At 69.6% G+C, this 25,179-nt stretch carries 26 protein-coding genes; 9 read left to right on the top strand and 17 right to left on the bottom strand.

Features of this window, described 5'->3' with window-relative positions; translation table 11 throughout:
• Positions 1–78 precede the first annotated feature (78 nt).
• Positions 79–402, top strand: a complete 324-nt coding sequence (locus E5S69_RS02560; protein ID WP_171513434.1) for a hypothetical protein — start codon at positions 79–81, stop codon at positions 400–402.
• Between the two features lie 77 nt (positions 403–479).
• The gene (locus tag E5S69_RS02565) at positions 480–662 is read left to right on the top strand and encodes a hypothetical protein (protein WP_171513435.1); all 183 of its coding nucleotides are present in this window, start codon (positions 480–482) and stop codon (positions 660–662) included.
• 15 nt (positions 663–677) lie between these two features.
• Here E5S69_RS02565 and E5S69_RS02570 read toward each other — a convergent pair whose 3' ends face one another.
• Complete coding sequence (locus tag E5S69_RS02570) at positions 678–1,103, bottom strand: hypothetical protein (protein ID WP_171513436.1); 426 nt, start codon at positions 1,101–1,103, stop codon at positions 678–680.
• Positions 1,104–1,345: 242 nt separating this feature from the next.
• Complete coding sequence (locus E5S69_RS02575) at positions 1,346–2,467, bottom strand: site-specific integrase (protein WP_171513437.1); 1,122 nt, start codon at positions 2,465–2,467, stop codon at positions 1,346–1,348.
• Positions 2,468–2,580: 113 nt separating this feature from the next.
• Between E5S69_RS02575 and E5S69_RS02580 the strand changes: the two genes are divergently transcribed.
• The 3 genes from E5S69_RS02580 to E5S69_RS02590 all read left to right on the top strand — a co-directional run bounded on the left by E5S69_RS02580 (position 2,581) and on the right by E5S69_RS02590 (position 6,391).
• Entirely contained in the window at positions 2,581–3,540 is a 960-nt protein-coding gene (locus E5S69_RS02580; protein ID WP_171513438.1) for a DNA-binding protein, read from the top strand.
• Positions 3,541–3,636: 96 nt separating this feature from the next.
• Entirely contained in the window at positions 3,637–5,943 is a 2,307-nt protein-coding gene (locus tag E5S69_RS02585; RefSeq protein ID WP_171513908.1) for an ATP-dependent DNA helicase, read from the top strand.
• Between the two features lie 124 nt (positions 5,944–6,067).
• The gene (locus tag E5S69_RS02590) at positions 6,068–6,391 is read left to right on the top strand and encodes a thioredoxin family protein (protein WP_171513439.1); all 324 of its coding nucleotides are present in this window, start codon (positions 6,068–6,070) and stop codon (positions 6,389–6,391) included.
• 22 nt (positions 6,392–6,413) lie between these two features.
• On the opposite strand, the gene E5S69_RS02595 is transcribed toward E5S69_RS02590, so the two are convergent.
• A complete protein-coding gene (locus E5S69_RS02595; RefSeq protein ID WP_171513440.1) occupies positions 6,414–6,845 on the bottom strand; it encodes a VOC family protein in 432 nt (143 codons plus the stop codon).
• A gap of 124 nt (positions 6,846–6,969) precedes the next feature.
• Here E5S69_RS02595 and E5S69_RS02600 point away from each other — a divergent pair, with 124 nt between their 5' ends.
• On the top strand, positions 6,970–7,854 hold the full coding sequence (locus E5S69_RS02600; RefSeq protein WP_171513441.1) for a LysR family transcriptional regulator: 885 nt from the start codon (positions 6,970–6,972) through the stop codon (positions 7,852–7,854).
• 7 nt (positions 7,855–7,861) lie between these two features.
• Here the strand turns inward: E5S69_RS02600 and E5S69_RS02605 are convergent, their stop codons facing one another.
• The 6 genes from E5S69_RS02605 to E5S69_RS02630 all read right to left on the bottom strand — a co-directional run bounded on the left by E5S69_RS02605 (position 7,862) and on the right by E5S69_RS02630 (position 13,453).
• Entirely contained in the window at positions 7,862–8,197 is a 336-nt protein-coding gene (locus E5S69_RS02605) for a cupin domain-containing protein (RefSeq protein WP_171513442.1), read from the bottom strand.
• A 124-nt stretch (positions 8,198–8,321) separates the two neighbouring features.
• Positions 8,322–8,672, bottom strand: a complete 351-nt coding sequence (locus tag E5S69_RS02610; RefSeq protein WP_171513443.1) for a hypothetical protein — start codon at positions 8,670–8,672, stop codon at positions 8,322–8,324.
• Positions 8,673–8,854: 182 nt separating this feature from the next.
• On the bottom strand, positions 8,855–10,321 hold the full coding sequence (locus E5S69_RS02615) for an efflux transporter outer membrane subunit (protein ID WP_171513444.1): 1,467 nt from the start codon (positions 10,319–10,321) through the stop codon (positions 8,855–8,857).
• Positions 10,318–11,220 carry an HlyD family secretion protein gene (locus E5S69_RS02620; RefSeq protein WP_171513445.1) on the bottom strand — a complete coding sequence of 301 codons (903 nt, stop codon included), beginning with the start codon at positions 11,218–11,220 and terminating at the stop codon, positions 10,318–10,320. The genes E5S69_RS02615 and E5S69_RS02620 overlap by 4 nt, the downstream gene beginning before the upstream one ends.
• The gene (locus E5S69_RS02625; protein WP_171513446.1) at positions 11,217–11,435 is read right to left on the bottom strand and encodes a DUF1656 domain-containing protein; all 219 of its coding nucleotides are present in this window, start codon (positions 11,433–11,435) and stop codon (positions 11,217–11,219) included. Before E5S69_RS02625 ends, E5S69_RS02620 begins: the two co-directional genes overlap by 4 nt.
• A 26-nt stretch (positions 11,436–11,461) precedes the next feature.
• A complete protein-coding gene (locus E5S69_RS02630) occupies positions 11,462–13,453 on the bottom strand; it encodes an FUSC family protein (protein ID WP_171513447.1) in 1,992 nt (663 codons plus the stop codon).
• Positions 13,454–13,658: 205 nt separating this feature from the next.
• On the opposite strand from E5S69_RS02630, the gene E5S69_RS02635 reads away from it, so the two are divergent.
• Entirely contained in the window at positions 13,659–14,564 is a 906-nt protein-coding gene (locus E5S69_RS02635; protein ID WP_171513448.1) for a LysR family transcriptional regulator, read from the top strand.
• 19 nt (positions 14,565–14,583) lie between these two features.
• Here the strand turns inward: E5S69_RS02635 and E5S69_RS02640 are convergent, their stop codons facing one another.
• Positions 14,584–15,147 carry a hypothetical protein gene (locus E5S69_RS02640; RefSeq protein ID WP_171513449.1) on the bottom strand — a complete coding sequence of 188 codons (564 nt, stop codon included), beginning with the start codon at positions 15,145–15,147 and terminating at the stop codon, positions 14,584–14,586.
• 179 nt (positions 15,148–15,326) lie between these two features.
• Between E5S69_RS02640 and E5S69_RS02645 the strand changes: the two genes are divergently transcribed.
• Positions 15,327–15,833, top strand: a complete 507-nt coding sequence (locus E5S69_RS02645) for a GNAT family N-acetyltransferase (protein ID WP_171513450.1) — start codon at positions 15,327–15,329, stop codon at positions 15,831–15,833.
• Positions 15,834–15,836: 3 nt separating this feature from the next.
• Here E5S69_RS02645 and E5S69_RS02650 read toward each other — a convergent pair whose 3' ends face one another.
• Entirely contained in the window at positions 15,837–18,179 is a 2,343-nt protein-coding gene (locus tag E5S69_RS02650) for a cytochrome P450/oxidoreductase (RefSeq protein WP_171513451.1), read from the bottom strand.
• A gap of 104 nt (positions 18,180–18,283) precedes the next feature.
• On the bottom strand, positions 18,284–19,279 hold the full coding sequence (locus E5S69_RS02655; RefSeq protein ID WP_171513452.1) for a Bug family tripartite tricarboxylate transporter substrate binding protein: 996 nt from the start codon (positions 19,277–19,279) through the stop codon (positions 18,284–18,286).
• A 178-nt stretch (positions 19,280–19,457) separates the two neighbouring features.
• On the opposite strand from E5S69_RS02655, the gene E5S69_RS02660 reads away from it, so the two are divergent.
• Positions 19,458–20,291 carry an IclR family transcriptional regulator gene (locus tag E5S69_RS02660; RefSeq protein ID WP_171513453.1) on the top strand — a complete coding sequence of 278 codons (834 nt, stop codon included), beginning with the start codon at positions 19,458–19,460 and terminating at the stop codon, positions 20,289–20,291.
• 79 nt (positions 20,292–20,370) lie between these two features.
• Here the strand turns inward: E5S69_RS02660 and E5S69_RS02665 are convergent, their stop codons facing one another.
• From E5S69_RS02665 to E5S69_RS02685, 5 genes are read right to left on the bottom strand one after another with little or no spacing between them, the layout of a single operon-like run.
• Complete coding sequence (locus tag E5S69_RS02665; RefSeq protein ID WP_171513454.1) at positions 20,371–21,588, bottom strand: alpha-D-ribose 1-methylphosphonate 5-triphosphate diphosphatase; 1,218 nt, start codon at positions 21,586–21,588, stop codon at positions 20,371–20,373.
• A 27-nt stretch (positions 21,589–21,615) separates the two neighbouring features.
• Positions 21,616–22,341, bottom strand: coding sequence for a phosphonate C-P lyase system protein PhnL (phnL, locus tag E5S69_RS02670; RefSeq protein ID WP_171513455.1), 726 nt, complete (start codon positions 22,339–22,341; stop codon positions 21,616–21,618).
• A gap of 5 nt (positions 22,342–22,346) precedes the next feature.
• Positions 22,347–23,123 carry a phosphonate C-P lyase system protein PhnK gene (gene phnK / locus E5S69_RS02675; RefSeq protein WP_171513456.1) on the bottom strand — a complete coding sequence of 259 codons (777 nt, stop codon included), beginning with the start codon at positions 23,121–23,123 and terminating at the stop codon, positions 22,347–22,349.
• Entirely contained in the window at positions 23,120–24,022 is a 903-nt protein-coding gene (locus tag E5S69_RS02680) for an alpha-D-ribose 1-methylphosphonate 5-phosphate C-P-lyase PhnJ (RefSeq protein ID WP_216621187.1), read from the bottom strand. Before E5S69_RS02680 ends, phnK begins: the two co-directional genes overlap by 4 nt.
• Entirely contained in the window at positions 24,019–25,179 is a 1,161-nt protein-coding gene (locus E5S69_RS02685) for a carbon-phosphorus lyase complex subunit PhnI (RefSeq protein WP_171513457.1), read from the bottom strand. Before E5S69_RS02685 ends, E5S69_RS02680 begins: the two co-directional genes overlap by 4 nt.

The raw sequence follows: 25,179 nt of genomic DNA on the forward strand, positions 1-25,179 counted from the left end.
ATGGAGCCCCTGCCGCGCGGTCTAACTTCCGTACCTGGCAGTTCCCGCAGGCTGAACGCTGACGGTGGGGAGGGCATCATGCAATACGGTATCGGAGTGATCGTCGTTGCGACCGCCATGGCGGGGTGCGTGGCGTATCCGTATGCCAGCGACCCGTATCCGGCATATCCCGTCTACACGGCGTCGACGCCGTACTACCAGGCCTACCCGGCCTACCCAGCCTATCCGGCGTACGGCTATCCGTACTACCGTCCGTGGCCTGCCTATGGCAGCTTCGCCTTCATCTATGGCGGCGGACACGGTGGTCATCACTGGCACGGCAACGGCCACCACGGGCACGGTGGCTGGCATGGCGGCGGGCATGGTGGTGGGCATGGTGGCGGCGGCGGAAGGGCGCGCTGAGCGGCAGGCGGCAGGATAGCAATGCTGGGCCGACAGGATTACCATCGGCTCACGTTCGCCAACGGAGCTTTATCGCCATGAGCAAGCCCGCACCGAAGCCACAGCCCCAGCCACGCACGCCCGCGCAGCAGCAATCCCGGGACGAACTGATCGAGCGCGAGCTGGATGAGGCGCTGAAGGACACCTTCCCCGCCAGCGACCCGGTCGCGGTTGATACGGAGGGGCCGCGCCGGCCCGGCAAACCGAAGCCGGGCAAGTAAAAGCTAGCGGGCGCGCTAGGGCAGCTGGCGCAGTTGCCCGATCACGGACATCAGCCGCCCGTGCGCGACGATGACACCGGACTCGTCCTGCAGCGCTTCCTGATAGCGCTTGCGGAATGTGGCATCGGCGCCGTCGCTGAAGAGTTTTTCGGCAGCGCGCCCGACGGCACGGCAGGTGTCGTCGTGGTGTTCCTTGGCTTCCAGCTCTTCGTCGATTTCGATGATCAGGCGCGACAGCGGGTCGAGCCAGCGGAAGTAGTTGTCTTCAGTCACCAGTTGCACAAACAGGCCGGCCGGAATCGGACCGTTCAGCCGTTCATACTGCGCCCGGTCATAGCCGATGACTTCCTTGTGTACCTGCAGCAGGGCCGCGCGCAGGGCCTTCAGCCCCGAGCGGCGCGTTTCCTGCGTGGCGAGGAATTGTTCGTTGGGCATGCCCATCTCCGCGTTTCCACTTGATCGGGTCCGGGCAGCGGTGCGTCGTTGCGCGCCTGTACCGCCAGCGCTTGCGCCGCGGTGACTGTCTGCCGGATTCTCCGCGCGCGGCGTCCAGCCGGTGCCGGCACTGTCCCGCGCGCCTGCCAGTATAGGCAGGCCCCGCAGGGCGAGCCAGAGGCGCCGGCTAGCGAAATACCCGTATTTGCGCCGGCCCCGGCGCATGGTTGGCGGACATGGCGAGTCGCTCAGGGGCCTTCGCTGGCATCTGGCGCCAGCAGGTCGGCCGCGCGGGAGCGACGAGTGTCGGCAGCGCGGAAATAACGGACCACCGTCGATACGCTGGCATGGCCGGTCATGGCCATGGTTTCGGCCAGCGACACCTGCTGTGCCGCGGCTTCCGTGACAAACCCCGAGCGCAGCGAATGCGCGGAATAGTCGCCGTCCAGCCCCGCCAGCGCGCAACGCGCCTTGACGATGCGGCTGACCGCCGCATCCGACAAGCCTTCTCCCACATGCCCGCCGCGGCGGATGCGCCGAAACAGCGGGCCGTGGCCGATCCCGGCGGCGGACAGCCATGCCTCGAGGGCCTGTCCGGCAGCGCCTGTGACGGGCTTGGCGATCTCGGAGCGCTCGCTGCCTGACTGGTTGGTCTTTGACCACCCCAGGACATAGACAAAATCTCCCGGGCCCACGCGCGTGAGGCGGTCCATGGTGGCGCGCGCGACTTCCGAGCGGCGGCGTCCGCCGCTGGCCCACGCGAACAACAGCAGCGCGCGGTCGCGCAACCCGACCAGCGAGCCATCGCAGGTATCGAGCAGGCGCAGCAGCGGCGCACGGGTGAGTGCGGCCTTGCGTGCCTGGCGGTGGCCGCGGCGCGCGTAGGCGCGGCGGGTGCTGGCTATCAGTTCGCGCACGCTGGCATCGGCGCACGGGTTGGGCAGGCCCTGCAGCCGGTGAGCCTTGGCGATGACCGCGAGCCGGTGGGTCAGCGTGGACAGCGCGGGCGGGCCGGGTCGCGCCTTGCATCCAGCAGCGACCAGCGCCTGGTCGATTGCCGCGGGCATCTCGCAGACGGGGCCCTGCGGCGTCTGGCGCGTGGCGTGGTCGACGATGAACTGGATAACGACGGCAGGCGCAAGCGGAAGCCGCACCGGCTGCCGGTAGCGCAGGGCATACCAGGCCGACCAGTAGCGCAATGCGGACCGGTAGCTTGCAACGGTGTTATGGGACTCTCCCTCTTGACGCAACGCATTGGCCGCCTGCTCGGCGAGAGGATCCAGTTGGGACGTGCGGAGCGGGGCCGGTAAGTCGACATCAGCGGGAATCGGTGGGAAATAGGCCTCGTGGGCGTCTCGGATGTGTATCATATCAAATATGATGTATTCTGTAATATATCATACAATAAATAGGGATAACAATCGATAAGCCTTCATTATCGAACCTTAATTGTGACTTTCCAGGAAATTGCCCGATCTCAACCATGGAACCACTCCGCAGCCGAGGCATCACCCGCGACGACGTCTGGCAAGCCGCCGACAGCCTGCTGAAGGCGGGCCAGCGGCCGACCATCGAACGTATCCGCCTGCACCTGGGGCGCGGCTCGCCGAACACGGTCAGCCCGCACCTGGATGCATGGTTTGCCGCGCTGGGCGGGCGGATCCAGGACCCGCAGGGTTTCGCGCCAGCGCCAGGCTGCCCTGAGCCGGTCACCGAAGCCGCACGCTACCTGTGGGAGGCGGCGCTGCACAGCGCCAGGACCGCGGCCGAGGCCGCGTTGGCACAGCGGGAAGCGGCGCTGGCGACCGCCAACGCAGCACTGCAGCAGGAGCGCGAAGCGCTGGCGCAGGAACGTCAGGTCATGCAGGCGCGGCTCGACGGCGCGGAGGCTGCCATGGCCGAACTGACGCGCGCGCGCGACGAGGCGGCGGAGCGCGCGGCGCGCGCGGAAACGGCTGCGGCCGCGTGGCAGGAGCAAGCCGAAGCGCTGCGCGCCCGGCATGCGTCAGCGCTGGCCGCGCGCGATGCCATGCAGAACGATTTCGACGCTCAGCGGGCGGCGTGGGACCAGGAGCGCGAAACGCTGACGCAGCGTACTGCCGCCAACGAGCGGCGTATGGCGCTGGAACTGGATGCGGCGCGCGTTGCCGCGAAGGAAGCGCAGAAGCTGCTTGAGGCCGAACGCAAGGCGGCGGTCGAGCGCTTGACCCGAGCCGCCGAGGCGGCGTCGCGCCAGGGCAGCGAAATGACCCAGCTCGGCCAGGCAATCGCGGTACTGGAAGAGCGGGTACGCCAGCGGGAAAGCCTGCTCGCGGAGTACCGGCAACAGGCTGGCACCGCGCCGGCTGGGCCCGCAGCCGCGGGGACGCCACTGCGGCGCAGCCGTCCGGCCCGCATTGCGCTGTCCGCCGGCAAAGGGCGACGGCGCGGCCGCGTGCTGTAGCCAAGCGATTGCCGCTCCGCGACAGGGCATTCGCCGGCCAAGCCGATACTGTATATTTATACAGTTTTCGTCGTGTCTGTGGTTGTGTCCGCCCCCATCCCGCCCCCTCCCGTTACTACCGCACCGGCCCCTGCGCCGGCGCCGCCCCGGTACGTCGTCGCCGTCCGTGCATTGTGCGAGTTCACCGCCAAGGCGGGCGACCTGGACCTGCGCTTCGTGCCGACGCCGTCGGCGCAAGAGGGGATGGCAGGGCATGGCGTCGTGACTGGCCGTCGCGGCGCGGGCTACCAGGCGGAAGTGGCGCTGTCCGCGGATTTCGGCCCGCTCCATGTCCGCGGCCGTGCCGACGGCTACGATGCGGCTGCCAACCGGCTCGAAGAAATCAAGACGGTCCGCGGCGATGCCGCCGTGCCGGACAACCACCGCCATCTGCACTGGGCGCAAGCCAAGATCTACGGCTGCTTGCTGTGCCGCAAGCTGGGGCTGACCGGGCTGGACATCGCGGTAGTCTATTTCGACATCGTCAGCCAGCGCGAACACCCGGTGGTGGCGCATTTCGACGCGCCGGCGCTCGAGGCGTTTTTCGTCGAGTCCTGCGAGCGCTTCCTGCACTGGGCGCAGGCCGAACTGGCGCACCGGCAGGCGCGCGATGCCGCGCTGGCGCAGCTGACGTTTCCGCACCAGGGCTTCCGCCCGGGCCAGCGCGAACTGGCGCAGGCGGTCTACAACGCTAACCGCGCCGGCCGCCACCTGCTGGCGCAGGCGCCCACCGGCATCGGCAAGTCGGTCGGGACGCTGTTCCCGGTGCTCAAGGCGATGCCGGGCCAGCGGCTCGACAAGGTTTTCTTCCTGTCGGCCCGCTCCACCGGACGCGGGGTGGCGCTGCACGCCGCAGCCGCATTGCGCGGCCATGGCGCGCAGCCGCTGAACGTACTGGAACTGACTGCGCGGGACAAGGCCTGCGAGCATCCGGAGCTGGCCTGCCATGGCGAATCCTGTCCGCTGGCGCGCGGTTTCTATGACCGCTTGCCGGCCGCGCGTGAAGCGGCGCGCGCCGTGCCGGTGCGCGAGCGCGCCGCGGTGCGCGAGCTGGCGCGGCAGCATGGCATCTGCCCTTACTACCTGGCACAGGAGCTGGTGCGCTGGAGCGACGTGGTGGTAGCCGACTACAACTACTACTTCGACCGCAGCGCAGTGCTCTATGCGCTCACCGTGGCCAATGGCTGGCGCGCCAGCGTGCTGGTCGACGAGGCCCACAACCTGGTCGAGCGCGGCCGCGCCATGTATACGGCGGAGCTGGATCCGCAAGCGCTGCGCGAACTGCGCCGCAGCGCGCCCGCCTCCGTGTCCAGGCCGCTGGCACGGCTGGCGCGCCAGTGGAACGCACTGGCGCGCCAGGGTGACGAGGCCTACGAGGTCCTGCCGGAAGTGCCCGCGGCCTTGCGCCGTGCCCTGGACGAATGCTGTGCCGCGGCACTGGCCTACATGACCGAGCATCCGGGCGCGCACGAGCCGGCGCTGCAGCGCTTCTACTTTGACGCGCTGCATTTCGCCAGACTGGCCGAACAGCTCGATACGCATTCGCTGTTCGATATCCAGCGCGCGCCACGCAGCCGCCGCGGCCACCAGGCCCGGCTTTGCCTGCGCAATGTCATCCCGGCCCCGTTCCTGCGCCCGCGGCTTGCCGCCGCACATTCGGTCACGCTGTTTTCCGCGACCCTCGATCCCGCCGACTATTACCTGGACACGCTGGGCTTGCCGGCCGATTGTGCGCGCGTGCAAGTGCCATCGCCTTTTAGGGCTGAGCAGTTGTCGGTGCGGATTGCCTCGCGCATCTCCACTCGCTATGCGCGGCGCGAGCAGTCGCTGCCAGCCATCGTGGCGCTGATGGCGGACCAGTTCCGCGCGCGCCGCGGCAACTACCTGGCCTTCTTCAGCAGCCACGAATACCTGCAGCAAGCCGTCGCCCGCTTTGCCGGGTCGCATCCGGACATCCCGCACTGGGTCCAGGCCCGGGGCATGGACGAAGCCGCGCAGGCAGCGTTCCTGGCGGCCTTTGCCGAGGGCGGCGAGGGAATCGGCTTCGCGGTGCTCGGCGGCGCCTTTGCCGAGGGCGTCGACCTGCCGGGCGAGCGGCTGATCGGCGCCTTCGTCGCGACGCTGGGGCTGCCCCAGTTCAACGCCGTCAACGAGCAGTTCCGCGCGCGCATGGAGCAGGCGTTCGGCCAGGGCTACGCCTATGCCTACCTGTATCCCGGGCTGCGCAAGGTGGTGCAGGCCGCCGGCCGGGTGATTCGCACGCAGCAGGACCGGGGCGTGCTGTATCTGATCGATGACCGCTTTGCCGCGGCGCAGGTGCGCGGCTTGCTGCCGTCATGGTGGGAAATCGCGCCGCCGGCGTAGAAATTACACGGTGGCGCTCCGGATGCGGCATGCTGCGGCCATGGCCGGCGTCAAGCCAGCCCTGCGCTGGCCGCCTGGAATGAATCTGGCAGGCAGACTGTTACACCACAGTAAAGGAAAGACCATGCCGATGACCCAACACTACGCAGCCACCGAGCCGACCCGCACGGAAGTCGATACGCTGTCCGGCGCCACCGTGCTGGAGTTCGGCGCACCCTGGTGCGGCTACTGCCAGCGTGCCCAGCCGGCGCTGGCCGAGGCCTTTGCCGTGCATCCGGACCTGCGCCACCTGAAGATCGAAGACGGCAGCGGACGCCCGCTGGGGCGGTCCTTCCGCATCAAGCTATGGCCGACGCTGGTGTTCCTGCGCGACGGGCAGGAAGTGGCCCGGCTGGTGCGCCCGAGCGCGGCCGAGCCGATCCGGGAGGCAATGCGCCGCATCGCCTGACGGCCGCCCGCGCCAGGGCGGACTACTTGGCGAACACCTGGCTGAGGTCGCCAAACGCCTTGAATTCGAGCGCGTTGCCCGACGGGTCCAGGAAGAACATGGTGGCCTGTTCGCCGACCTGGCCCTTGAAGCGCACGTGCGGCTCGATCACGAACTGCGTGCCGGCCGCGCGCAGCCGCCCGGCCAGTGCCTCCCATTCCTCCATCGGCAGGATCGCACCGAAGTGGCGCACGGGCACATCGTCGCCATCGACGGCACTGGTCGCACGGTGGCCACATTCCTCGGGCGACAGGTGCGCCACCACCTGGTGGCCATAGAAGTTGAAATCCACCCATGCGTCGGAACTGCGGCCTTCGGGGCAGCCCAGCAACTCGCCATAGAAACGTCGCGCTTCGGCCAGGTCGCGCACGGGAAACGCCAGGTGGAACAAAGGGATCGGGGAAGTCGTGCTCATGGGGGTCTGATGGAAAGGACGGGTTCTGAAGATCGCCTGGAAAGGCCTGCGGGTTGATTGTAGCCAGCGCAACCCGTAATATGAAGCGAATCATTTTTGCCCTGAGCATCAGAGTTTTCGATAGATGATCCGCTACTTCCAGACCTTCCTGACGGCTGCCGAAACGGGATCGTTTTCCGCCGCGGCGGCGCGGCTGGCATTGACGCAGTCCGCCGTCAGCACGCAGATCCGGCGCCTGGAAGAGGACCTGGACTGCAGCCTGTTCGAGCGCACCGGCAAGTCGGTCGCGCTCAGCGAAGCCGGCCGCCGGTTGCTGCCCGAGGCGCGGCGCTTTGTCGAGCTCTATGCCGCCATGAAGGATCGCGCCGGTCCGCACGCCGATGCCGCCCCGGTTGAGCTGGGCGCCGTGTCTACCGTGCAGGCGACCTTGCTCGCCGAGGCGATGCGGCATTTTCGCCAGCGCTTCCCGGACTCGCACGTCAACGTGGTGCCGGGCATGTCGACCCAGCTTCTGACACAGGTCGATGCGCGCGAACTTGACGTAGCCGTGCTGATCCGGCCACGGCTAGGTTTGCCGCCGGACCTGAAGTGGGTGCCATTGGTACGCGAGCGCTTTGTCGCTATCGTTCCGGCCGGCTCGCCGGCGGAATTGCGCGCCCTGCTAGAAGCGTTGCCGTTCATCCGCTACAACCGTCACAGCACCGGCGGCCAGTTGGTGGACCGCTACCTGAAGCGGCAACGGCTCTGGGTCAGGGAAGGGATGGAACTGGACGAGCCGGCGGTGATCCTGCAGATGGTGGCGGCGGGCTTGGGCTGCGCCATCATTCCGGCCGAACTGGTGCCGCTGCGCGAGACCTCCGGCGTGGTGCAGGTGCCGCTGCCGGGCGGGCCGCTCTATCGCGAGGTGGGCGTGCTGGTGCGTGAATCGGCGTTGCGGCGCGCACCGGTCGCGGCGCTGATCGAGGCCTTCGTGGCCGCCAGCGCGCGCTGGCAGCCGAGCGAGGCATAAGCGGGGCTCAGCGGCTGCCGGGCAATACCATCGTCACCAGCACCGAGGCATCGGACACCGCCGTCACGTCGTAGCGCACGCACGGGCCCAGGTAGAGCAGGTCGCCCTGGTGCAACTGGCGTTCGGTGCCATCTACCCGCACGCGTACCTCGCCCTCCAGGCATTGCACGGTCATGGGGCCATCCACCGCGTGAGGGGGCATATGCTTGCCGGCTTTCAGCACCAGACGCATCACTTCGAGGGGACCTTCCTTGAACAGCGCCTGGGTGGCGGTCTGGTCCAGCCGCGCGCCCAGTGGCAGCACGCTGGCGATTTGTCCTGAGGCAAGATGGGGAAGGGACATGCGCGGCTCCTCGCGGTTCTGGTGGGGTGGCTTGTCAGGCGCGCCGGCGGCGGGCGGCGGCACGCCTTCTCAATCTAGCACCGGAGCGCGCGTATCAATAGCACGCAGCGTGGTGTCGGCGTGATCAGGCCGCGGCCGAAGCGCGCGCGCCGCGATGCGACGGCGCCGCCGACACACCGCTGCGGTCCATGCCCGCAACTTCCAGGCCGGCGGCGCGGTGGGCGCCGTCGGTGAAGGGGTCACGCCGGTCGTTGACGCGCGCGCCGTCGGTGAAGGGGTCGCGCTTGCCGTTGACATGCGCGCCTTCGGTGAATGGATCGCGCTTGCCGTTGTGGAGCGCGTAGCCGTAGCGGTAAGCGGCCACGCCGCGGTCGTTCAGGCCTTGTGCCATGACAGGGGTGGCTGCGCCAATGGCGCCGATGGCTGCGATGGAGAGGGACGTGGCAAGAAGGGCTTTGAGAGCTTTTTTATGCATGTCTGCTGTTTTTTGAGTAGGAGGACGGCTACCCCGCGAAGGGCCGCGCAGGCATGGCGGGTTTGCCGCCTGCGCCGTCCGGGATGCGCCTTTTGAGCGGTGCGGCCGCGTTAAAGTCTGCGGGCACGGGACGAAGTGTAGTCATGACGATGTATTCCCGTGATGATTTAACTGGAGATCATTCAGTCGTTTTTTTCATTTATCGATTCGGGGACGGTGGTCAGATTGCGGGCGGTCTGCCAGCCGCCTCCGAGGGCCAGGAACAAGTTGACCTGCTGCGCGGCAACCTGGCCGGCCGAGGCCGCCAGTGCAGTCTGCGCAGCGGCGAGGTCGCGCTCGGCATCAAGATGTGCGAGATAGGGCAGGCGCCCCGCCTGCCATAGCCGGCGCTGCTGTCGCGCGGCTTGCGCGGCACCGTCGCTGGCGGCATGCAGGGCCGCCTGGCGCTCCAGTTCGCGCGTGTATGCCGACAGCGCGGTCTCGGTTTCGTACAGCGCGCGCAGCACCACGCCGTCAAAACGCGCCAGCGCGGCATCCGCGGCGGCTTCCTGGGCGTGGATGCGATGCCGTACGCCGTTGGTGGGCCAGGTCCAGCTCACCAACGGTCCGATGCTCCAGCGCGCCGTGGGCCCGCTGCCAAGATGGCTCAGCACGCCGCTCAGTCCGGCGCTGGCGCCGATGCGGATCGACGGATACAGGTCTGCCGTAGCCACGCCGATGCGCGCCGTGGCAACGGCGAGCTCGCGTTCCGCCTGACGGACATCGGGCCGGCGCCGTAGCAGCGCGGCGCCGTCGCCGACCGGCAATGGCGCACGCAGCGTGGGCTCCGCCTCGCATGCCACGTCGGCGTCCGGCAGCGCCGCCGGCGCTTGCCCAAGCAACAGCGCCAGCCGGTAGCGCGCGGCACTGCGTGCGGCTTGCAGCGGAGGCAGCGTGGCGCGCAGCGCTTCGGTGCGGGCCTGTTCGCGCGCCACCTCGGCGGGCTCGGCGCGGCCCGTGGCGAGCAGCCGGCGGGTGGTGTCCAGCGTGCGCTGCTGCACGGCCAGCTGTTGGGTGGCGGCGTGCAGGTCGTGGGTGGCGGCGCAACCTTGGACGTAGGCGCGCACGGTCTGCGCGGCCACCGTGACACGCACCATGTCCAGCGTCGCCGCGCTGGCCTGCGCGCCGGCCAGCGCGGCCTCGTCGGCGCGTGCCAGCTGGCCGAAGAAGTCGATCAGGTAGGACACGCCAAGGCCGAAGTCGCCCAGGTTGAACACTGGCGGCTGGACCTGTTGCAAGAAGCTCTCGCCCGACAGCTGCGCGCGCGACACGCTGGCGCTGGCGCTGCCCTGTGGCAGGTTTTCGGCTTCCACCTCGTGCAGCAGCGCGAGCGCACGGCGCAGGTTGGCCGCAGCGGCGCGGATATCGGTGTTTGCCGCCAGCGCCCGGACGACAAGCCGGTCGAGCCGCTCGTCTTCATAAAGCCGCCACCAGTCGTCGGGCACCGGTGCGATGGCCACGCCCGGCGCGTGCGCACCTTGCAACGAGCCTTTGGCCGCGGGCGCGCGTACCAGCGCATTTTCGGGCACGCGATAATCGGGGCCTACCGTAGTGCAGGCGCACAGGCAGGCCGCCACGGCGCATGCCAGCCAGACTCTGGAGCGCCTCATGATCTCGGCCCCGCGCCATCGCCAGCGCCGGGCCCCGGTTCGCGAACCCTCACCGTGGCGGTGCGGCCCGACACCAGCCGCACGTCGGCAGGCACGTTCTCCAGCACGATACGCACTGGCACACGCTGCGCCAGCCGCACCCAGTTGAAGGTGGGGTTGACGTTGGGCAGCAGGTTGGAACCCGCGCTGCGGTCCCGGTCCTCGATGCCGGCGGCGATGCTTTGCACATGGCCGCGCAGATGCCGGGGCTCGCCCATGATATGCACGTCCACCGGGCTGCCGATGCGGATGCGGTGCAGCCTGGTTTCTTCGAAATACCCTTCCACATGGAAGGAGCCGGCGTCGACCATCGACAGCACCGGTCGGCCGGTGGACACGTAGTCGCCCAGGCGCGGCAGCCGGTCGTTGAGGTAGCCCGCCACCGGGCTGCGCACGCTGGTGCGTTGCAGGTTCAGCCGGGCCAGCCGCACCGCCGCTTCGGCCTGCGCTAACGCGGCCTGGCCTTGCTCGACGCGCGCGTGGCCTTGCTCGGCGACTTCGGCCGAGACCACGCCGTCCAGGTTGCGGTTGCGCGCGGCTTCGCGCCTTGCCTGCGCCAGCGCGGCACGCTGGGTCGCAAGCGCGGCCAGTGCCTGCTCCAGCGCAAGCGCGTAGCGGTCGCGGTCGATCTCGAACAGGACCTCGCCTGGCCGGACGTATTGGTTGTCGCGCACCAGCACGCGCGTCACCAGTCCCGAAACATCGGGCGCTACCTGGACGATGTCGGCACGCACGTGGCCGTCGCGCGTCCAGGGTGCAGCGGTGTAGTAGTCCCACAGGTGGCGCAGCACCAGCAGCGCGGCGATCGCGGCCAACAGCGTCGGCAGCACGGGAAGCAAGGGGCGGAGTCGGAAGGTCATGAGGGCAGTCCGGGCACCACGGCGCATACGGCGGCCACGACGCCCAGGACGATCACATAGAGGGAAAGGTTGAACAGCGAGCGGTGCCAGATATGCCGGTAGCAACCCAGTGCGGCCAGCACCATGCGGAGCGCCGTGGCAGCGGCAAAGGCCAGCACCGCCAGCACCAGCACGCCGGGCACGAAGACGCCGTAGAGGTCGATTTCACTAAGCATGGGGCGGCAGCGGGGACGATTGGAGATCAGCGGGACGGGGTCATGACCGGGCCGGGAAGCAACGTGACCTGCAGCACCACCAGCGCGCCAAGCGTGCCGCGCTGGCCAGAACGGCCGCTGGCCGCCACCGCGGCCATGGCCTCGCCCACGGCGGTGGCCAGCCCCGCTGGCACCGGTACGCGATGGCCCGCGCGCAGTTGCGCGCGGAAATGCCGCGCCACCGCGGCCAGCACGCGGCGCACCGGCTTGCGCGCCGCCGGCGGCAGGTCCGGCAACGCCTGGTGCAGCGCCAGCGCGCTATAGCCGACCTGCAGCGCATGGAAACCGTCCGAAGACAAGGGATCGTCGGCGGCGCCCAGGCGCGGCACCAGCTGGCCCAGTCGGTCCAGCATGCGCGCGCCCAGCCGGGCATCGCCATCGGCGGCGTGCAGCGTGGCGGCCTGCGCCAGGTCGTGCCAGCTGGCGCGTACCAGCCGGCGTGCCGCCGCGCGCGCGCCGAACGGGCGTGCCGCCACCGACCACAGCGGCGCGAACACCATGGCCGCGGCGCTGGCCAGGCAGGTATTGAAGATGGCAAGGAAATCCGCGTCGAACACCGCCTGCACGTTGGCGAACGCCGCGGTGTTGACCGACAGCAGCATCGCGATCAGCTGGAACCCCGGCCGCGCAATGAGCAGACCGATGCCAAGATAGGGCAGGGCCAGCAGCGCGGCCAGCGCTTCAAAGGTGTGCGCATGCGGCACCACCAGGAACAGGTAGCCGGACGAGATCAACAGGCAGATCGCGCTCCAGCGCACGAAGGTGCCGGCGATGCGGCGCGGCTCGTCGATGGCGGCAAAGAAGCAGCAGGCGATCGACGCCACTGCGACCGCGCCGGCGCCGTCCTCCCAGCCCGAATAGATCCACAGCAGCCCCGCGCAGAACACCGCGAGTCCGCTGGACACGGCGCCGAACAGCAGCATGCCGTGGTCATGGTGATGGCCGGCAACTTCTTGCGCGGCTCCGCCGGGTGCCGGCGGCGTGCCGGCCCGAGCGCCGCCGATGCCTTGCTGCAGGGCGCGGCATTCGCCGTACAGCGCGCACACGCGCTGCAGCTGGTCGGCCGCCGTGGCCGCTAGACCGTCGTGCCAGCCGCTCGCGTCGGGGCGGAACGGAAGCCGCCAGCCCGCCGGCGCCGCCGGCGGCGCCGCGGCGGCATCGCCCGCGAGCCACGCGGCCGTTGCCGCCAGCGCCCGGCGCAGGTCTGGCGGGATGCCGCCGGCCTGGCAGCGCAGGGCCTGCAGCACGCTGTCCAGCGACGACAGCAGCGGCATCAGCATGGTCATGCGCTGGCGCAGCGCGCGCGCATGGCGCAACGTGTGGCTGCCCTCGGTGTCATAGGCCAGCTGGCTGATCAGCTGGTCCAGCTGCAGGATGTCGGCGGCGAGCCGGTGGCGGCTGTGCCCGGCGCGGGGACTGCCGCCGAGGAGGTCCGTGGCCCACGCCGCCGCGTCGGCAAGCCAGGTGGCGGCACGCGCGCGCAGCGCCGGGGCGACCTTGGCCGGAAACACCACCGCGCCCACCAGCGCGGCGCAGACGATGCCGATCACGATCTCCTCGATGCGTGCCACGGCGATATCGAAGACCTGCGCCGGCTGGCTGACCGCGGGCAAGGCCACGATCGGCAGCGTGTAGGCCGCCAGCAGGAACACATAGCTGCGCGGCGTGCGCTGCAGCAGCGACAGGTACACCAGCACGCTGATCCACAGCGCGATCGCGCCCATCAGCACCATCGGCATGTTGACCAGTTGCGGCACCGTCGCCACCGCGGCGGCCGCGCCCAGCACCGTGCCGGCCACGCGATATGCCGCCTTGGAGCGGGTCGCGCCGGTCAGCGGATGCGAGACGAAATACACCGTCGCCATGGCCCAGTACGGCCGCGCGAGGCCCAGCGCCAGCGCGATGTACAGCGCCAGCATCGCGGCGGCGAATGCCTTCAGCGAGAACAGCCACTGTCGTGCATTTGGCCAGCTAGCCATGGGGCGGGTCTTGAAGGGAAGTTGGGGGCGGCCTGCCGCGCCGCCGCTGCGCGCTTCATCGAAGGCCGGGCGGGGCGATGCGTGGAAGCGAAGTGTAGCGGCACCTTTCGCATTCCATTCATGATTTAATATTGGCCTTCACATTCCATTTATTCATGGAGGACGGCGCCGGCCGAGCAGCCGGGCAGCCGCCTTCCACGCCACCATGCCCATCGATATCCGCGCGCTGCGCTATTTCGTCGAGACTGCCCGGCTGCGCAGCTTCACCCAGGCCGCTTCTTCGCTGTTCGTGACCCAGTCGACCATCAGCAAGATGGTCAGGCAGCTCGAGGACGAGGTCGGCCAGCCGCTGCTGATCCGCGAAGGCAAGAGCGTGCGCCTGACCGACGTGGGCCGCGTGGTGTACGAGCGCGGCCAGGAGGCGCTGGGGGTAGTCCACCGGCTGACGCTGGAGGTATCCGACCTGTCCTCGCTCGGGCGCGGGCAGTTGACGGTCGGCATCCCGCCGATGGTCAACCTGTTCTTCTCGCCAGCGGTCAGCGCGTTCCGTCAGCGCTATCCCAACTTGTCATTGACGCTGGACGAGCACGGCGGGCAGGTGGTGGAACAACTGGTGGCCAGCGGCGAGCTGGAGGTCGGTGCCACCGTGCTGCCGGGGGACAGCGGCCTGGCGCTGGAAACACGCCAGTTCGGCCGCCATCCGATCTGGGCGGTGGGTCCGCGCAAGGCGGCCTGGGCGCGCGGGCGCACGGTATCGCTGGCGGCGCTGCGCGACGAGCCGCTGGTGATGCTGACCGAAGATTTCTCGCTCACTCGCAAGCTGCGTCAGGCGTTCCTGGAAGCCCGCATCGAACCGAAGGTGGTGGCGCGCAGCGGGCACTGGGATTTCCTGGCGTCGATGGCGGCGGCGGGGCTGGGCACCACCTTCCTGCCGCAGCCGCTGGCCGAGCGCTTGCAGGCGCAGGACACGCTGGCCATGGCGCGCCTCACCGAACCCGCCGTGGACTGGACCATGGCCCATATCTGGTCGCCGGGGCGCTACCTGTCGCATGCGGCCCGGGCCTGGCTGGCGGTCTGCGACGAGATGCTGGGGGACGGGCGGGGGGCTTGAGGCGTCGAGGTCCGCCGACTCACCTGCGGTGGCACTGGTCAGGCGGGATATCAAGCAGGACCAGCTGCTTTTGTCCGGCCACATAGTGATAGCGCAGCCTGACGCCCAGCTTGCCCAGCACCGGCACATCCGGATTGCGGCAGATGCCGCGCTCCAGGATCGGCTTGGCCGCGGCCATGAACTCACGGGTATCGTCGCGGGTTGCGTCCACGCCGGAGACCTTCAGGTGGAACTCGACGATCTTGCCTGGCCGCGCCACGCAGCCGTCAAAGCGGGTGGTGTCGTCGAGGTCGACCGGGCCCGCGCGCATCAGCTCCTGGCAGGCCAGGCGCAGTTCCCGGTCGGCATCGCCGGTGGTCAGCCGCGTAACGCCCGTCATGCCGGTAGGCTTGCCGCGCACCGTGCCCAGCAACAGTGTGGCGAGGCCTGATAACGGCGGCGGCGTGGCCACGGTGGCGGCCAGCGTGGCGGGAACGGCAAGTGTCGTGGCCAGCAACGACAGGCTCAGTTGCGCGGCAGCGCTGCGCCAGCGACGGTGATCATGGGTGGGGCAAGTGTGGACGGCGGCGGGGTCAGGGGGCATGAGGCAAACGGAACGGGGGGCGGCGGGTGCGCTGCTACTTTAGCCCTGTGTCGTTGCGGCCGTTGTCAGGCTTTGTCCTACGCCGCAACGGCGCGCTTGCCGTGCCGGCCCTGGCATGTCAGGGGGTAGAATCACGCGCGATCGCCCTTCGTTACGCTCATTCGCCGCGCCCCATCGCCATGCCGCTGCAAATCCGCCCCGAACTGCCCACCGACGCCGACGCCATCGCCCGCCTGACCACTGCCGCGTTTCTGAATGCGTCGCACGCCAGCCACACCGAGGCGTATATCGTCAATGCGCTGCGCCGGGCAGGCCAGTTGACGGTGTCGCTGGTGGCGCAGGACGGCGCTACGCTGGTCGGGCACGTTGCCGTCTCGCCGGTAGCGATCTCGTCGGGCGCGGCGGGATGGCACGGGCTGGGGCCGCTCTCGGTGGTGCCGCCGCGGCAGGGCCGGGGCATTGGCGCGCAACTGATGCGCGCGGCGCTGGACGCATTGCGCCGCCAGGGCGCGGCCGGCTGCGTGGTGCTGGGCGAGCCGGCCTACTACGGACGCTTCGGTTTTGCCGCGCGCCCTGGCCTGGTCCTGCCGGGCGTGCCGCCGGAGTATTTCCAGGCGCTGGCATTCGATGGCGCGTGTCCGGCCGGAACGGTCAGATACCACGACGCCTTCAATGCGACGAGCTGACGCTCAGAGCTCCAGCACCAGCCGGCCGCCGCCACAGGCGCGCGAGCAGCACGCCATCATGCGGTGATTGGCGTCACGCTCGGCGCGCGTGAGCACCACGTCGCGGTGGTCAACCTGGCCCGCCAGCACGCGCACCTCGCACGAACCGCACAGGCCTTCCTCGCAGTCGCTCTGCACGTCGATATTGGCGCCGCGCAGCGCGCCCAGCAGGGTCTGGCCCGCCGGCACTTCCAGCACCAGGCCGGAGTCCTTCAGCTCGACGGTAAAGGGCTGTTCCCGCGACGCATCCAGGGTGCCGAGCTTCGATACGAAATGCTCCACCCGCAGCGCGTCCGCCGGCCACGCGGCGCAGCATTCAGCGAGCGCGTCCAGCAGGAGCTGCGGGCCGCAGGCATAGATCTGGGTGCCCGCCTCAGGCTGCGCCAGCAGCTTGCCGAAGTCGGCGCGCTGGCCCTCGTCGCTGGCATGGACGTGCAGCCGCGCGCCGTGCAGCGCCTGCAGTTCGTCCAGCATGGCCATGGCCTGGCGCGAGCGCCCGCAGTAGTGAAAGGCGTAGTCGATGCCCAGCGCGCGGGCGCGCCGCGCCATCGCGCTGACGGGCGTGACGCCGATGCCGCCGGCGATGAAGACGGCGCGCCCGCACCCTTCGTCGAAGCGGAAATGGTTGCGCGGCCCGCGGATGCGCAGGCGGTCGCCGGCCCTGACGCTGCCATGGACCCAGGCGGAGCCGCCACGGCTGGCGGGATCGCGCAGCACCGCAATCTCCAGCGCCGCCGCATCGTCCGGATCGCCGCACAGCGAATACTGGCGCGACAGCCCGGTGTCGCCGCATTCCACGTCGATATGCGAGCCCGGCGCCCAGCGCGGCAGCGGCTTGCCGTCGGGCGCCACCAGCCGCAGCCGGAGCACGCCGTCGGCGGCCGGGGTGGCGCGCTCGACCACCACCGTGCGGGCGATGGTGTGCGCCGAGGGCTCGCCGATGCGCACCGGCTGGCGCACGGCGAGCAGGGCCGGATCGCGCCGCTCGGGGTTCTGCGCCGGATCCCATTCCACCAGCAAATGCTCCGGCCCGCGGAACGAAGTGTTGGGCACGTAGGTAAAGGTCTGCGCGGCCAGGCGCATATGCGGCAGCCGGCGCGTCAGTTCTTCCAGGAAGACCTGCATTTCCATGCGCGCCAGGTTCTTGCCCATGCACTGGTGCGAGCCGTAGCCAAAGGTCAGTTGCTCGCTGGCGTTGTCGCGGCGGATGTCGAACAGGTCGGCATCGGCGAAATGGCGCTCGTCATGGTTGGCCGACGAGGTCACGATCAGCAGCTTGCTGCCGGCCGGCAGGCGGATGCCGCCCACCTCGGCGTCGCGCGTGACCAGCCGGCGCCATGCCGCCACCGAGCCGTTGTGGCGCAGGCATTCCTCGACTGCATTGGGAATCAGCGACGGGTCCTCGCAGATCTCGCGCCACGCCTCGGGATGCTGCAGCAGCAGCTTGATGGCGTTGGCCGAGGCGTTGGCGGTGGTTTCGTGCGCGGCCACGATGCCGGCCATCATCATCGAATGCAGGTAGGAGTCGGTGACCACCTCGGGCAGCTCTTTCTGCTTGCGCAGGCCGTACTGCATCCAGCCCGGGCCGGACGGGTCTGCGCGCATCTTGTCGAGGATGCGGCCTGCCAGCTGCCAGAAGTTGCCCACGGCGTGCGCCACCGCGACCTGTTCCTCCGGCTTCGGCCGGCCCCAGGTGTTGACGGTATGGGCGATGGAGTACTGGCGCAGCAGGTCCATGTCCTCCTCGGGCACGCCCAGGAAATGGAGCGCCACCGTCAGCGGCACCTCCCACAGCATCTGGTCGACCAGGTCGGCGCGGCCATCGTCGATGAAGCGGTCGACATACTCGCGCGTGAGGCGGCGCACCAGCGGCTCGTGGTGCGCCAGTTCGGCGGGCGTGAACGGCGCCATTAGCGCACGCCGGCGCGGCATGTGGGCGGGCTCGTCCTCGTTGACCAGCGTGCGGTTCATGGCATAGCCGTAACTGGCCAGCACGGCGTTGGCCTCGTCGCCGGTGGGCGTGATCTTCTCCAGCGCGATCGACGGGCTGAAGGTCAGGTTGTCGCGGAAGATCGCCTTGATGTCGTCGTAGCGCGTGACGACCCAGTAGCCCAGCTGCGGGCTGTAGAACACCGGCTCCTGTTCACGCGACCAACGCACGTATTCGGGCGGGTCCTGCTGGTAGCCGTCGCCGAACGGGTCGAACTGCGCCGCGTTGTGGCTGACCGGGCAGCCATTGGGTGCGGTCAGGGCGCTGTGGTCGATCGGGCAGCCGCCGCGGGCGACGCTGGGGGAGGGGATGGCCATGCTGCGTACTCCTCGAACATCGAAGCCCGGCAGGACATCGCTGCCGGGCAAAAAAACCATGCCGTCCGGGCGCGCCGGACGGCCTGCCGCGGTTACGGCCGGACTCAGTTGTCCAGCGTGATCTTCAGGTCGCGGATCAGCCTGGTCCAGCGGCCGGACTCGCTGCGCAGCAGCTCGCTGAACTGCGCCGGCGTATTGCCCACCGGCTCGACGCCGAAGTCGACCAGCCGCTTGTTGACCGCGGGCTCGCGGATCGCCGCGACTACGTCCTTGTTGAGCGTGTTGATCACCTCCGGCGGCGTGCCGGCCGGCACCACCATGCCGACCAGCGCGGCGGCTTCGACGCGCGGGTAGCCCAGCTCGGCAAAGGTCGGCACGTCAGGCAACTGCGGCAGGCGGGTGGCATTGGCCACGGCCAGCGGGCGCACCTTGCCGCCCTTGATGAAGCCGGCGCCGGCGGCATAGTCCACCATCATCGCGGCGACCTGGCCGGCGGCCACGTCGGACAGCGCCGGGGCGGCACCGCGGTACGGGGCATGCGTCATCGACAGGCCGGCTTCCACCTTCAGCAGTTCCATCGCCAGGTGGTGCGGGCTGCCCGCGCCGGCCGAGCCGTAGTTGATGCCGCCCTGCGTGGCCTTGGTCTGCGCGATGAATTCCTTCGCACTTTTGACCGGGCTGGCGGCGCCCACCACCAGGATCATCGGGAACCGGCCCAGCAGCGTCACCGGGGCCAGATCCTTGGCGGGTTGGTAGGAAAGCGATTTGTACAGCACGGGATTGAATATCAGCGTGCCGTTGTCAGCCGACAGCACGGTATAGCCATCGGCGGCCGCGCGCGCGGTCTCGGCAGCGCCGATGGCGGTATTGCCGCCGGGTTTGTTGTCCACCACTACCGGTTGTCCGACCTTGGCCGACAGGCCCTGGCCGATGGTGCGCGCGAGGAAATCGGAGCCGCCGCCGGCGGCGTACGGGACGATCCAGCGGATCGGCTTGGCGGGATAGGGATCGGCGGCGTGGGCCGGGGTGGCGGCCAGAACCGGCAGGGTCAGCGCGCCGATAGCCAGGCGCACGGAAAAGGCAACGCGGGGGCGGGGCATGGGTCTTGGTCTCCTGAGGGTTGGACCGGCGTCCTGGCACCGGCGAGTTCTAATTTGCGTAAATCATATACGCATTGCGTAATGATTGAATGCGGGTTAACCTTGAACCGGCCCCGTGTCACGGCGTGGCATCGTCCGCTGTCGCCGTGAAGACCCGCAACCGTCGCGCAGCTCCGCCATGCCCCGATCCAAAGCTACCGAACCCATCATTGAAGAGACCGCGACCCGCACGCGGGAACGGCGCCAGCGCGTGCAGTCGGCCGTCACCGGCATGGCCGTACTGAAGGGACTGGCGCGGCTGGGCGGGCGCGCCAGCCTGACTGCGCTGGCCGCGCATATCGACGAAAGCCCGGCCAAGGTGCATCGCTACCTGGTCAGCCTGGTGGAAGAAGGCCTGGTGGCGCAGGAAGCGGGCACGCAGCAATACCACCTTGGCTTCGAGGCCTTGCAGATCGGCATGGCGGCGATGCGCCAGGCGGACCCGATCCGGCTGGCCGAGGCGTCGCTTGTGCGACTGCGCGAGACCCTGGAGGTGACGTGCTTTGTTGCGGTGATGGGCAACAAGGGCCCCACCATCCTGCGCTTCGAGGAACCGGGCCTGCCGGTGACGGTGAACGTGCGCGCGGGCTCGGTGATGCCGCTGCTGTGGTCCGCCACCGGGCGCGTGTTCCTGGGGCTGCTCGATGAAAAGGGCGTCCACGCGCAGGCCAGCGAAGAGCTTGCCGCCGCCAGCCCGGCGCGGCTGGCGCAGCTCGATGCCAGCGACCCCATTGGCGCGCTGCGCCGCGCCGTGCAGGCGGACGACTGCGCCTGGGTGCGCGACACCAACCTCACGGGCATCAGCGCGGTGGCGGCCCCGGTGCGCGACTACACCGGGCGGGTCTGCGCGGTGCTGACCGCGCTGGGCGCCACCGGCGGTTTCGACCCGGCCATCGACGGCCCTATCGGCAGCGCCGTGCGGCGCGAAGCGCGCGCGGTCAGCGCGGCGCTGGGGTTCCATCCCGCGGCGTGACGCCGGCTACCGACGTATCCGTGTGCAGCGCCGGGCAGGCGCTTGCCTCCTCGGCGCTGATTTATTCCGCAGCGCGCCGTCACGCGACCTCGCGCAGTGCCGCCTGGCGCGGCATGGCCGCATCCCCGGCGGGCCGCAGCGACCGATACCCCGCCGCAAACACCAGCCGCCCGCCTGCCCACGTGTGGGTGACCATCGGCTGGCCGGCCACCTCGGACACGGCGATCACGTCGGCGCGCAGCCCCGGCGCCAGCCGGCCGCGGTCGGCAAGGCGGCAGGCATCGGCGGGGTTGGCAGTGACCAGCGCCAGCGCCTGGTTCAGCGGCAGCCCGGCCTGGCGCCCGGCGGCATACGCGGCGGCGATCAGCGTGGAAGGCTGGTAGTCCGAACACAGGATGGTGCCGGCGCCGGCGCGGATGGCGTCGATGGCACGCATCGATCCGCTCTGGCTCTTGCCGCGCAGCACGTTGGGCGCGCCCAGGATGGTGGGCAGCGCGCACGAGCAAGCGGCCTGCGCGGTCTCCAGGTTGATCGGGAACTCGCTCATGCGCACGCCCAGCGCCTGCATGGCGGCGATGCGCTGCGGCGAATCGTCGTCGTGGCTGGCGGTGGGAATGCCCAGCGCATGCGCCGCGGCCACCAGCCGGTTGACACGCTCGTGCGCGCCCTCCAGTAACGTGGCCTTCTGGCGCGCGGCATCGGTGGCGGCGTCGCGGCTCATGCCGTGGTTGCCCATCATGTAGGCCAGGTAGGCGTCCAGGGTCTTGAACTGGCCCTGGCCGGGCGAATGGTCCATCACCGACAGCAGGTCGACCACGCCTTCGGCCATCAGCGCTTCCAGCACCGGCACCGCGCCGGCGTCGGTGACCTCGTAGCGGCAATGGATGCGGTTGTCGACCAGGCTGTGCTGCCGGTAGGCGGCGACCGTGCGCACCACCGTGGCCGCGGTGTCGACGTTGCGCACGCCGAACTGGTTGCCGGCGAACGACAGCGCGTGATAGGGCGTGGTGATCCCGGCAGCGGCGTTGCGGCGGTCGACCTGCGCCACGGCGAAGTCCAGCGGGAACAGCACGCTGGCGCGTGGCTCGACCTCTTTCTCGATGGCGTCGGAATGCACGTCCACCAGGCCGGGCATTACGGTGTGGCCATGCAGGTCAACCACGGCAGCGTGCGCGGGCACGGCCGCGGGTGCCGGCTCGATCGCCGCGATGCGGCCATCCTCGATCAGCAGCGCGCTGTCGTACAGCACGCGGTCCGGCAGCACCAGGGTGGCGTGGGTCAGGTAGGTCGCAGGCATGTCTGGCTCCGTTCTGGGCGGTTCGGTTCAGGCGAGGGCGGTGGCGGGGCGCAACGGCAGCAGGCGCGTGGCCACCGCATCGCGCACCGCTTCGTCGTGGAAAATGCCGATCAGTGCGCGGCCTTCGGCCAGCGCTTCGCGGATCAGCGCGACCACTACGGCGCGGTTGTCGGCATCCAGCGAGGCGGTGGGCTCGTCCAGCAGCAGGATGGGATGGCCGCCGATCAGGCCGCGCGCGATGTTGACGCGCTGCTGCTCGCCGCCCGAGAAGGTGGCGGGCGGCAGGTCCCACAGCCGGCGGGGCAGGTTCAGCCGCGCCAGCAGCCCGGCCGCGCGGGCGCGGGCCTCGTCCTCGCTGGCGCCGCGCTGCCGCAACGGCTCGGCGACCACGTCGAGCGCGCCCACGCGCGGGATCGCGCGCAGGAACTGGCTGACATAGCCGATCACGTCGCGGCGCAGCCTCAGCACGCGCTGTTCGGTGGCATCGCCCAGCTCGACCCACGGCGCGCCGTCGGTGCTGGTATCGCGCAGCCGGATGCTGCCTTCGGTGGCCAGGTAGTTGCCGTACAGGCAGCGCAGCAGCGTGCTCTTGCCAGTGCCGGATGGACCGGACAGGACCAGGCATTCCCCGCGGGCGGCATCGAAATCGATCGCGCGCAGGACCGGCAGGCGGATGCCGCCCTGGTTGTGCAACGTAAACATCTTGCCGAGGCCGCGCACCTCGACCAGCTTCTGTGGGTGTTCTGCGTGCATCGTGGTCAGCCCTGCAGGATGGAAGACACCAGCAACTGCGTGTACGGATGCTGGGGATCGTCGAGGATCTGGTCGGTCAGGCCCTGCTCGACCACGCGGCCGCCCTGCATCACCAGCGTGCGGTGCGCCAGCAGCCTGGCCACCGCCAGGTCGTGGGTGACCAGCACCGCGGCCAGGTCCAGGTCTGCCACCAGGCGGCGCAGCAGGTCCAGCAGCCGCGCCTGCACCGACACATCGAGTGAGGCGGTGGGCTCGTCCATGAACACCAGGCGCGGATGCGTGACCAGGTTGCGCGCGATCTGCAGCCGCTGCTGCATGCCGCCGGAAAAGGTGCCGGGCACGTCGTCCAGCCGGGCCAGGTCGATTTCCATCTTTTCCAGCCAGTTGCCGGCGGCTTCGCGCAGGCTGCCGTAGTGGCGCTCGCCCACGGCCATCAGCCGTTCGGCGATATTGGCGCCGGCGCTGACCTGCATGCGCAGGCCGTCGCGCGCGTGCTGGCGCACGAAGCCCCAGTCGGTGCGCGCCAGCAGCCGCAGGCGCGCGCTGGACAAGGTGGCCAGGTCGGTCAGGCCGGACTCGCGCATGGCATAGCAGACGCTGCCGCGCTGCGCCGGCGCCTGCATCGACAGGGACTGCAGCAGCGTGCTCTTGCCGGAGCCCGACTCGCCCACCACGCACAGCACTTCGCCGGGATACAGGTCGAAGCTGACGTCATGGCAGCCGTGCCGGCCGTCCCAGGTGCGCGTCAGGTTGCGCACCGACAGCAGCGGCGCGGCGCTCATTGCAAGCCCCCGGCGGCGGCATCGACGGCCTGCGCCGCCTGGCGCGCCGCGCAATACTCGGTATCGGAGCACACGAACCGGCGCGTGCCGGCGTCGTCGGTGATGATCTCGTCCAGGTAGCTGTCGGTGGCCCCGCACTGTGCGCAGCAGTTGGACCATGACTCGACGGTGAACGGATGGTCGGCAAAGTCCAGGCTCTTGACGGCGGTGTAGGGCGGTACCGCATAGACGCGCTTTTCCCGGCCCGCGCCGAACAGCATCAGCGCCGGGCTGCGGTCCAGCTTGGGGTTGTCGAACTTCGGGATCGGCGAAGGCCGCATCATGTAGCGCTGGTTGACGATCACGGGGTAGTCGTAGGTGGTGGCGATGTGGCCGTGACGGGCGATGTCCTCGTACAGCTTGACGTGCATCGCGCCGTATTCCGCCAGCGCGTGCATGGTGCGGGTCTCGCCTTCGCTTGGTTCCAGCCAGCGCAGCGGCTCGGGGATCGGCACCTGGAACACCACGGTCTGGCCCGCGCGCAGCGGGGTTTCCGGAATCCGGTGGCGGGTCTGGATGATGGTCGCTTCGGCGGTGCGTTCGGTGGTCGGCACGCCGGTGACGCGGGCGAAGAAGCGGCGGATATTGATGGCGTTGGTGGTGTCGTCCGAGCCCTGGTCGATCACCTTGAGCACATCGTCCTTGCCGATGATCGCGGCGCTCACCTGGATGCCGCCGGTGCCCCATCCGTACGGCAGTGGCATCTCGCGGCTGCCGAACGGCACCTGGTAGCCAGGAATCGCCACCGCCTTCAGCAGCGCGCGGCGCAGCATGCGCTTGGTCGATTCGTCGAGATAGCCAAAGTTGTAGTGCGCGTCGCGGGCGATGCCCGCGGCCATGCTGGTGTCGGCGGCGCTCATGCCAGCGTCTCCTCTTGCGTCTGTGGCTGTGACTGTGATTGCGGCTGCGCCGGTGCCGCCACGGTGGCGGGCATGGCGTTGTCCGGCGCGTCGGCGTCCCGTGCGCGCAGCCGGCGCAGCAGTTCCAGGTTGGCCTGGAAGTCCACGTAGTGCGGCAGCTTCAGGTGCTGCACGAAGCCGGAGGCCTCGACGTTGTCGCTGTGGTACAGCATGAATTCGATATCGTTGGCCGGCGCGTCGGCGGCCTCGCCGAGCGCTTCGGCGCGCATGGCGCGGTCGGCCAGTGCCATCGACATGGCCTTGCGCTCGTTGTAGCCGAACACCAGCCCGTAGCCGCGCGTAAAGCGCGGCGCCTCGTCGGCGTTGCCGGCGAACTGGCTCACCATCTGGCATTCGGTCAGTTCGATCTCGCCGATAGTGACGGCGAAGCCGAGCTCTTCGACGAACAGCTCCACCTCTGCCGTGCCGTAGCGGATCTCGGCCGCGAACGGGTGCGAGTTGCCGTAGCCGCGCTGGGTGGAGTAGCCCATCGACAGCAGGAAGCCCTCATCGGCGCGCGCCAGGTTCTGCAGGCGCGCGGCGCGGCCGGCGGGGAAGGTCAGCGGCTCGCGCGTCAGGTCGGGCGGGGCGGGGTCGCCGGCCGGAATCTCGTCGGTTTCGACCAGCTCGTCCGCTTCCAGCAGGCTGGTCACGCGCGGCATGGTGTCGGCCAGCGGTTCCTGCCCGGCGGGCAGGGGCTGCGGCGCGCGGCCGGTTTCGAGCGAGAAATCCAGCAGCCGCTGCGTGTAGTCATAGGTGGGGCCCAGCACCTGGCCGCCCGGCACGTCCTTAAAGGTCGACGAGATCCGGCGCTGCAGGCGCATCGCGCCGGTATCGAGCGGCTGCGTATAGCCGAAGCGCGCCAGCGTGGTACGGTACGCGCGCAGCAGGAAGATGGCCTCGATCTGGTCACCGGCGGCCTGCTTGAGCGCCAGCGCGGCCAGGTGCGGGTCGTACAGCGAGCCCTCGGCCATCACGCGCGCCACCGCCAGCGGCATCTGCTCGCGGATCTGCGCCAGCGTGAGTTCGGGCACCGCGGTGTCGCCACGGCGATACGCGTCGAGCATCCGATAGGAATTGAGGATGGCGCGTTCGCCCCCCTTGACGGCTACGTACAT

Source organism: Cupriavidus necator (assembly GCF_013141915.1).
GTDB lineage: Bacteria > Pseudomonadota > Gammaproteobacteria > Burkholderiales > Burkholderiaceae > Cupriavidus > Cupriavidus necator_B.

Coding starts and splice junctions, on each gene's coding strand:
- E5S69_RS02560 (WP_171513434.1), top strand. CDS start 79: ATGCAATACGGTATCGGAGTGATCGTCGTTGCGACCGCCATGGCGGGG.
- E5S69_RS02565 (WP_171513435.1), top strand. CDS start 480: ATGAGCAAGCCCGCACCGAAGCCACAGCCCCAGCCACGCACGCCCGCG.
- E5S69_RS02570 (WP_171513436.1), bottom strand. CDS start 1,103: ATGGGCATGCCCAACGAACAATTCCTCGCCACGCAGGAAACGCGCCGC.
- E5S69_RS02575 (WP_171513437.1), bottom strand. CDS start 2,467: ATGATACACATCCGAGACGCCCACGAGGCCTATTTCCCACCGATTCCC.
- E5S69_RS02580 (WP_171513438.1), top strand. CDS start 2,581: ATGGAACCACTCCGCAGCCGAGGCATCACCCGCGACGACGTCTGGCAA.
- E5S69_RS02590 (WP_171513439.1), top strand. CDS start 6,068: ATGCCGATGACCCAACACTACGCAGCCACCGAGCCGACCCGCACGGAA.
- E5S69_RS02595 (WP_171513440.1), bottom strand. CDS start 6,845: ATGAGCACGACTTCCCCGATCCCTTTGTTCCACCTGGCGTTTCCCGTG.
- E5S69_RS02600 (WP_171513441.1), top strand. CDS start 6,970: ATGATCCGCTACTTCCAGACCTTCCTGACGGCTGCCGAAACGGGATCG.
- E5S69_RS02605 (WP_171513442.1), bottom strand. CDS start 8,197: ATGTCCCTTCCCCATCTTGCCTCAGGACAAATCGCCAGCGTGCTGCCA.
- E5S69_RS02610 (WP_171513443.1), bottom strand. CDS start 8,672: ATGCATAAAAAAGCTCTCAAAGCCCTTCTTGCCACGTCCCTCTCCATC.
- E5S69_RS02615 (WP_171513444.1), bottom strand. CDS start 10,321: ATGAGGCGCTCCAGAGTCTGGCTGGCATGCGCCGTGGCGGCCTGCCTG.
- E5S69_RS02620 (WP_171513445.1), bottom strand. CDS start 11,220: ATGACCTTCCGACTCCGCCCCTTGCTTCCCGTGCTGCCGACGCTGTTG.
- E5S69_RS02625 (WP_171513446.1), bottom strand. CDS start 11,435: ATGCTTAGTGAAATCGACCTCTACGGCGTCTTCGTGCCCGGCGTGCTG.
- E5S69_RS02630 (WP_171513447.1), bottom strand. CDS start 13,453: ATGGCTAGCTGGCCAAATGCACGACAGTGGCTGTTCTCGCTGAAGGCA.
- E5S69_RS02635 (WP_171513448.1), top strand. CDS start 13,659: ATGCCCATCGATATCCGCGCGCTGCGCTATTTCGTCGAGACTGCCCGG.
- E5S69_RS02640 (WP_171513449.1), bottom strand. CDS start 15,147: ATGCCCCCTGACCCCGCCGCCGTCCACACTTGCCCCACCCATGATCAC.
- E5S69_RS02645 (WP_171513450.1), top strand. CDS start 15,327: ATGCCGCTGCAAATCCGCCCCGAACTGCCCACCGACGCCGACGCCATC.
- E5S69_RS02650 (WP_171513451.1), bottom strand. CDS start 18,179: ATGGCCATCCCCTCCCCCAGCGTCGCCCGCGGCGGCTGCCCGATCGAC.
- E5S69_RS02655 (WP_171513452.1), bottom strand. CDS start 19,279: ATGCCCCGCCCCCGCGTTGCCTTTTCCGTGCGCCTGGCTATCGGCGCG.
- E5S69_RS02660 (WP_171513453.1), top strand. CDS start 19,458: ATGCCCCGATCCAAAGCTACCGAACCCATCATTGAAGAGACCGCGACC.
- E5S69_RS02665 (WP_171513454.1), bottom strand. CDS start 21,588: ATGCCTGCGACCTACCTGACCCACGCCACCCTGGTGCTGCCGGACCGC.
- phnL (WP_171513455.1), bottom strand. CDS start 22,341: ATGCACGCAGAACACCCACAGAAGCTGGTCGAGGTGCGCGGCCTCGGC.
- phnK (WP_171513456.1), bottom strand. CDS start 23,123: ATGAGCGCCGCGCCGCTGCTGTCGGTGCGCAACCTGACGCGCACCTGG.
- E5S69_RS02680 (WP_216621187.1), bottom strand. CDS start 24,022: ATGAGCGCCGCCGACACCAGCATGGCCGCGGGCATCGCCCGCGACGCG.
- E5S69_RS02685 (WP_171513457.1), bottom strand. CDS start 25,179: ATGTACGTAGCCGTCAAGGGGGGCGAACGCGCCATCCTCAATTCCTAT.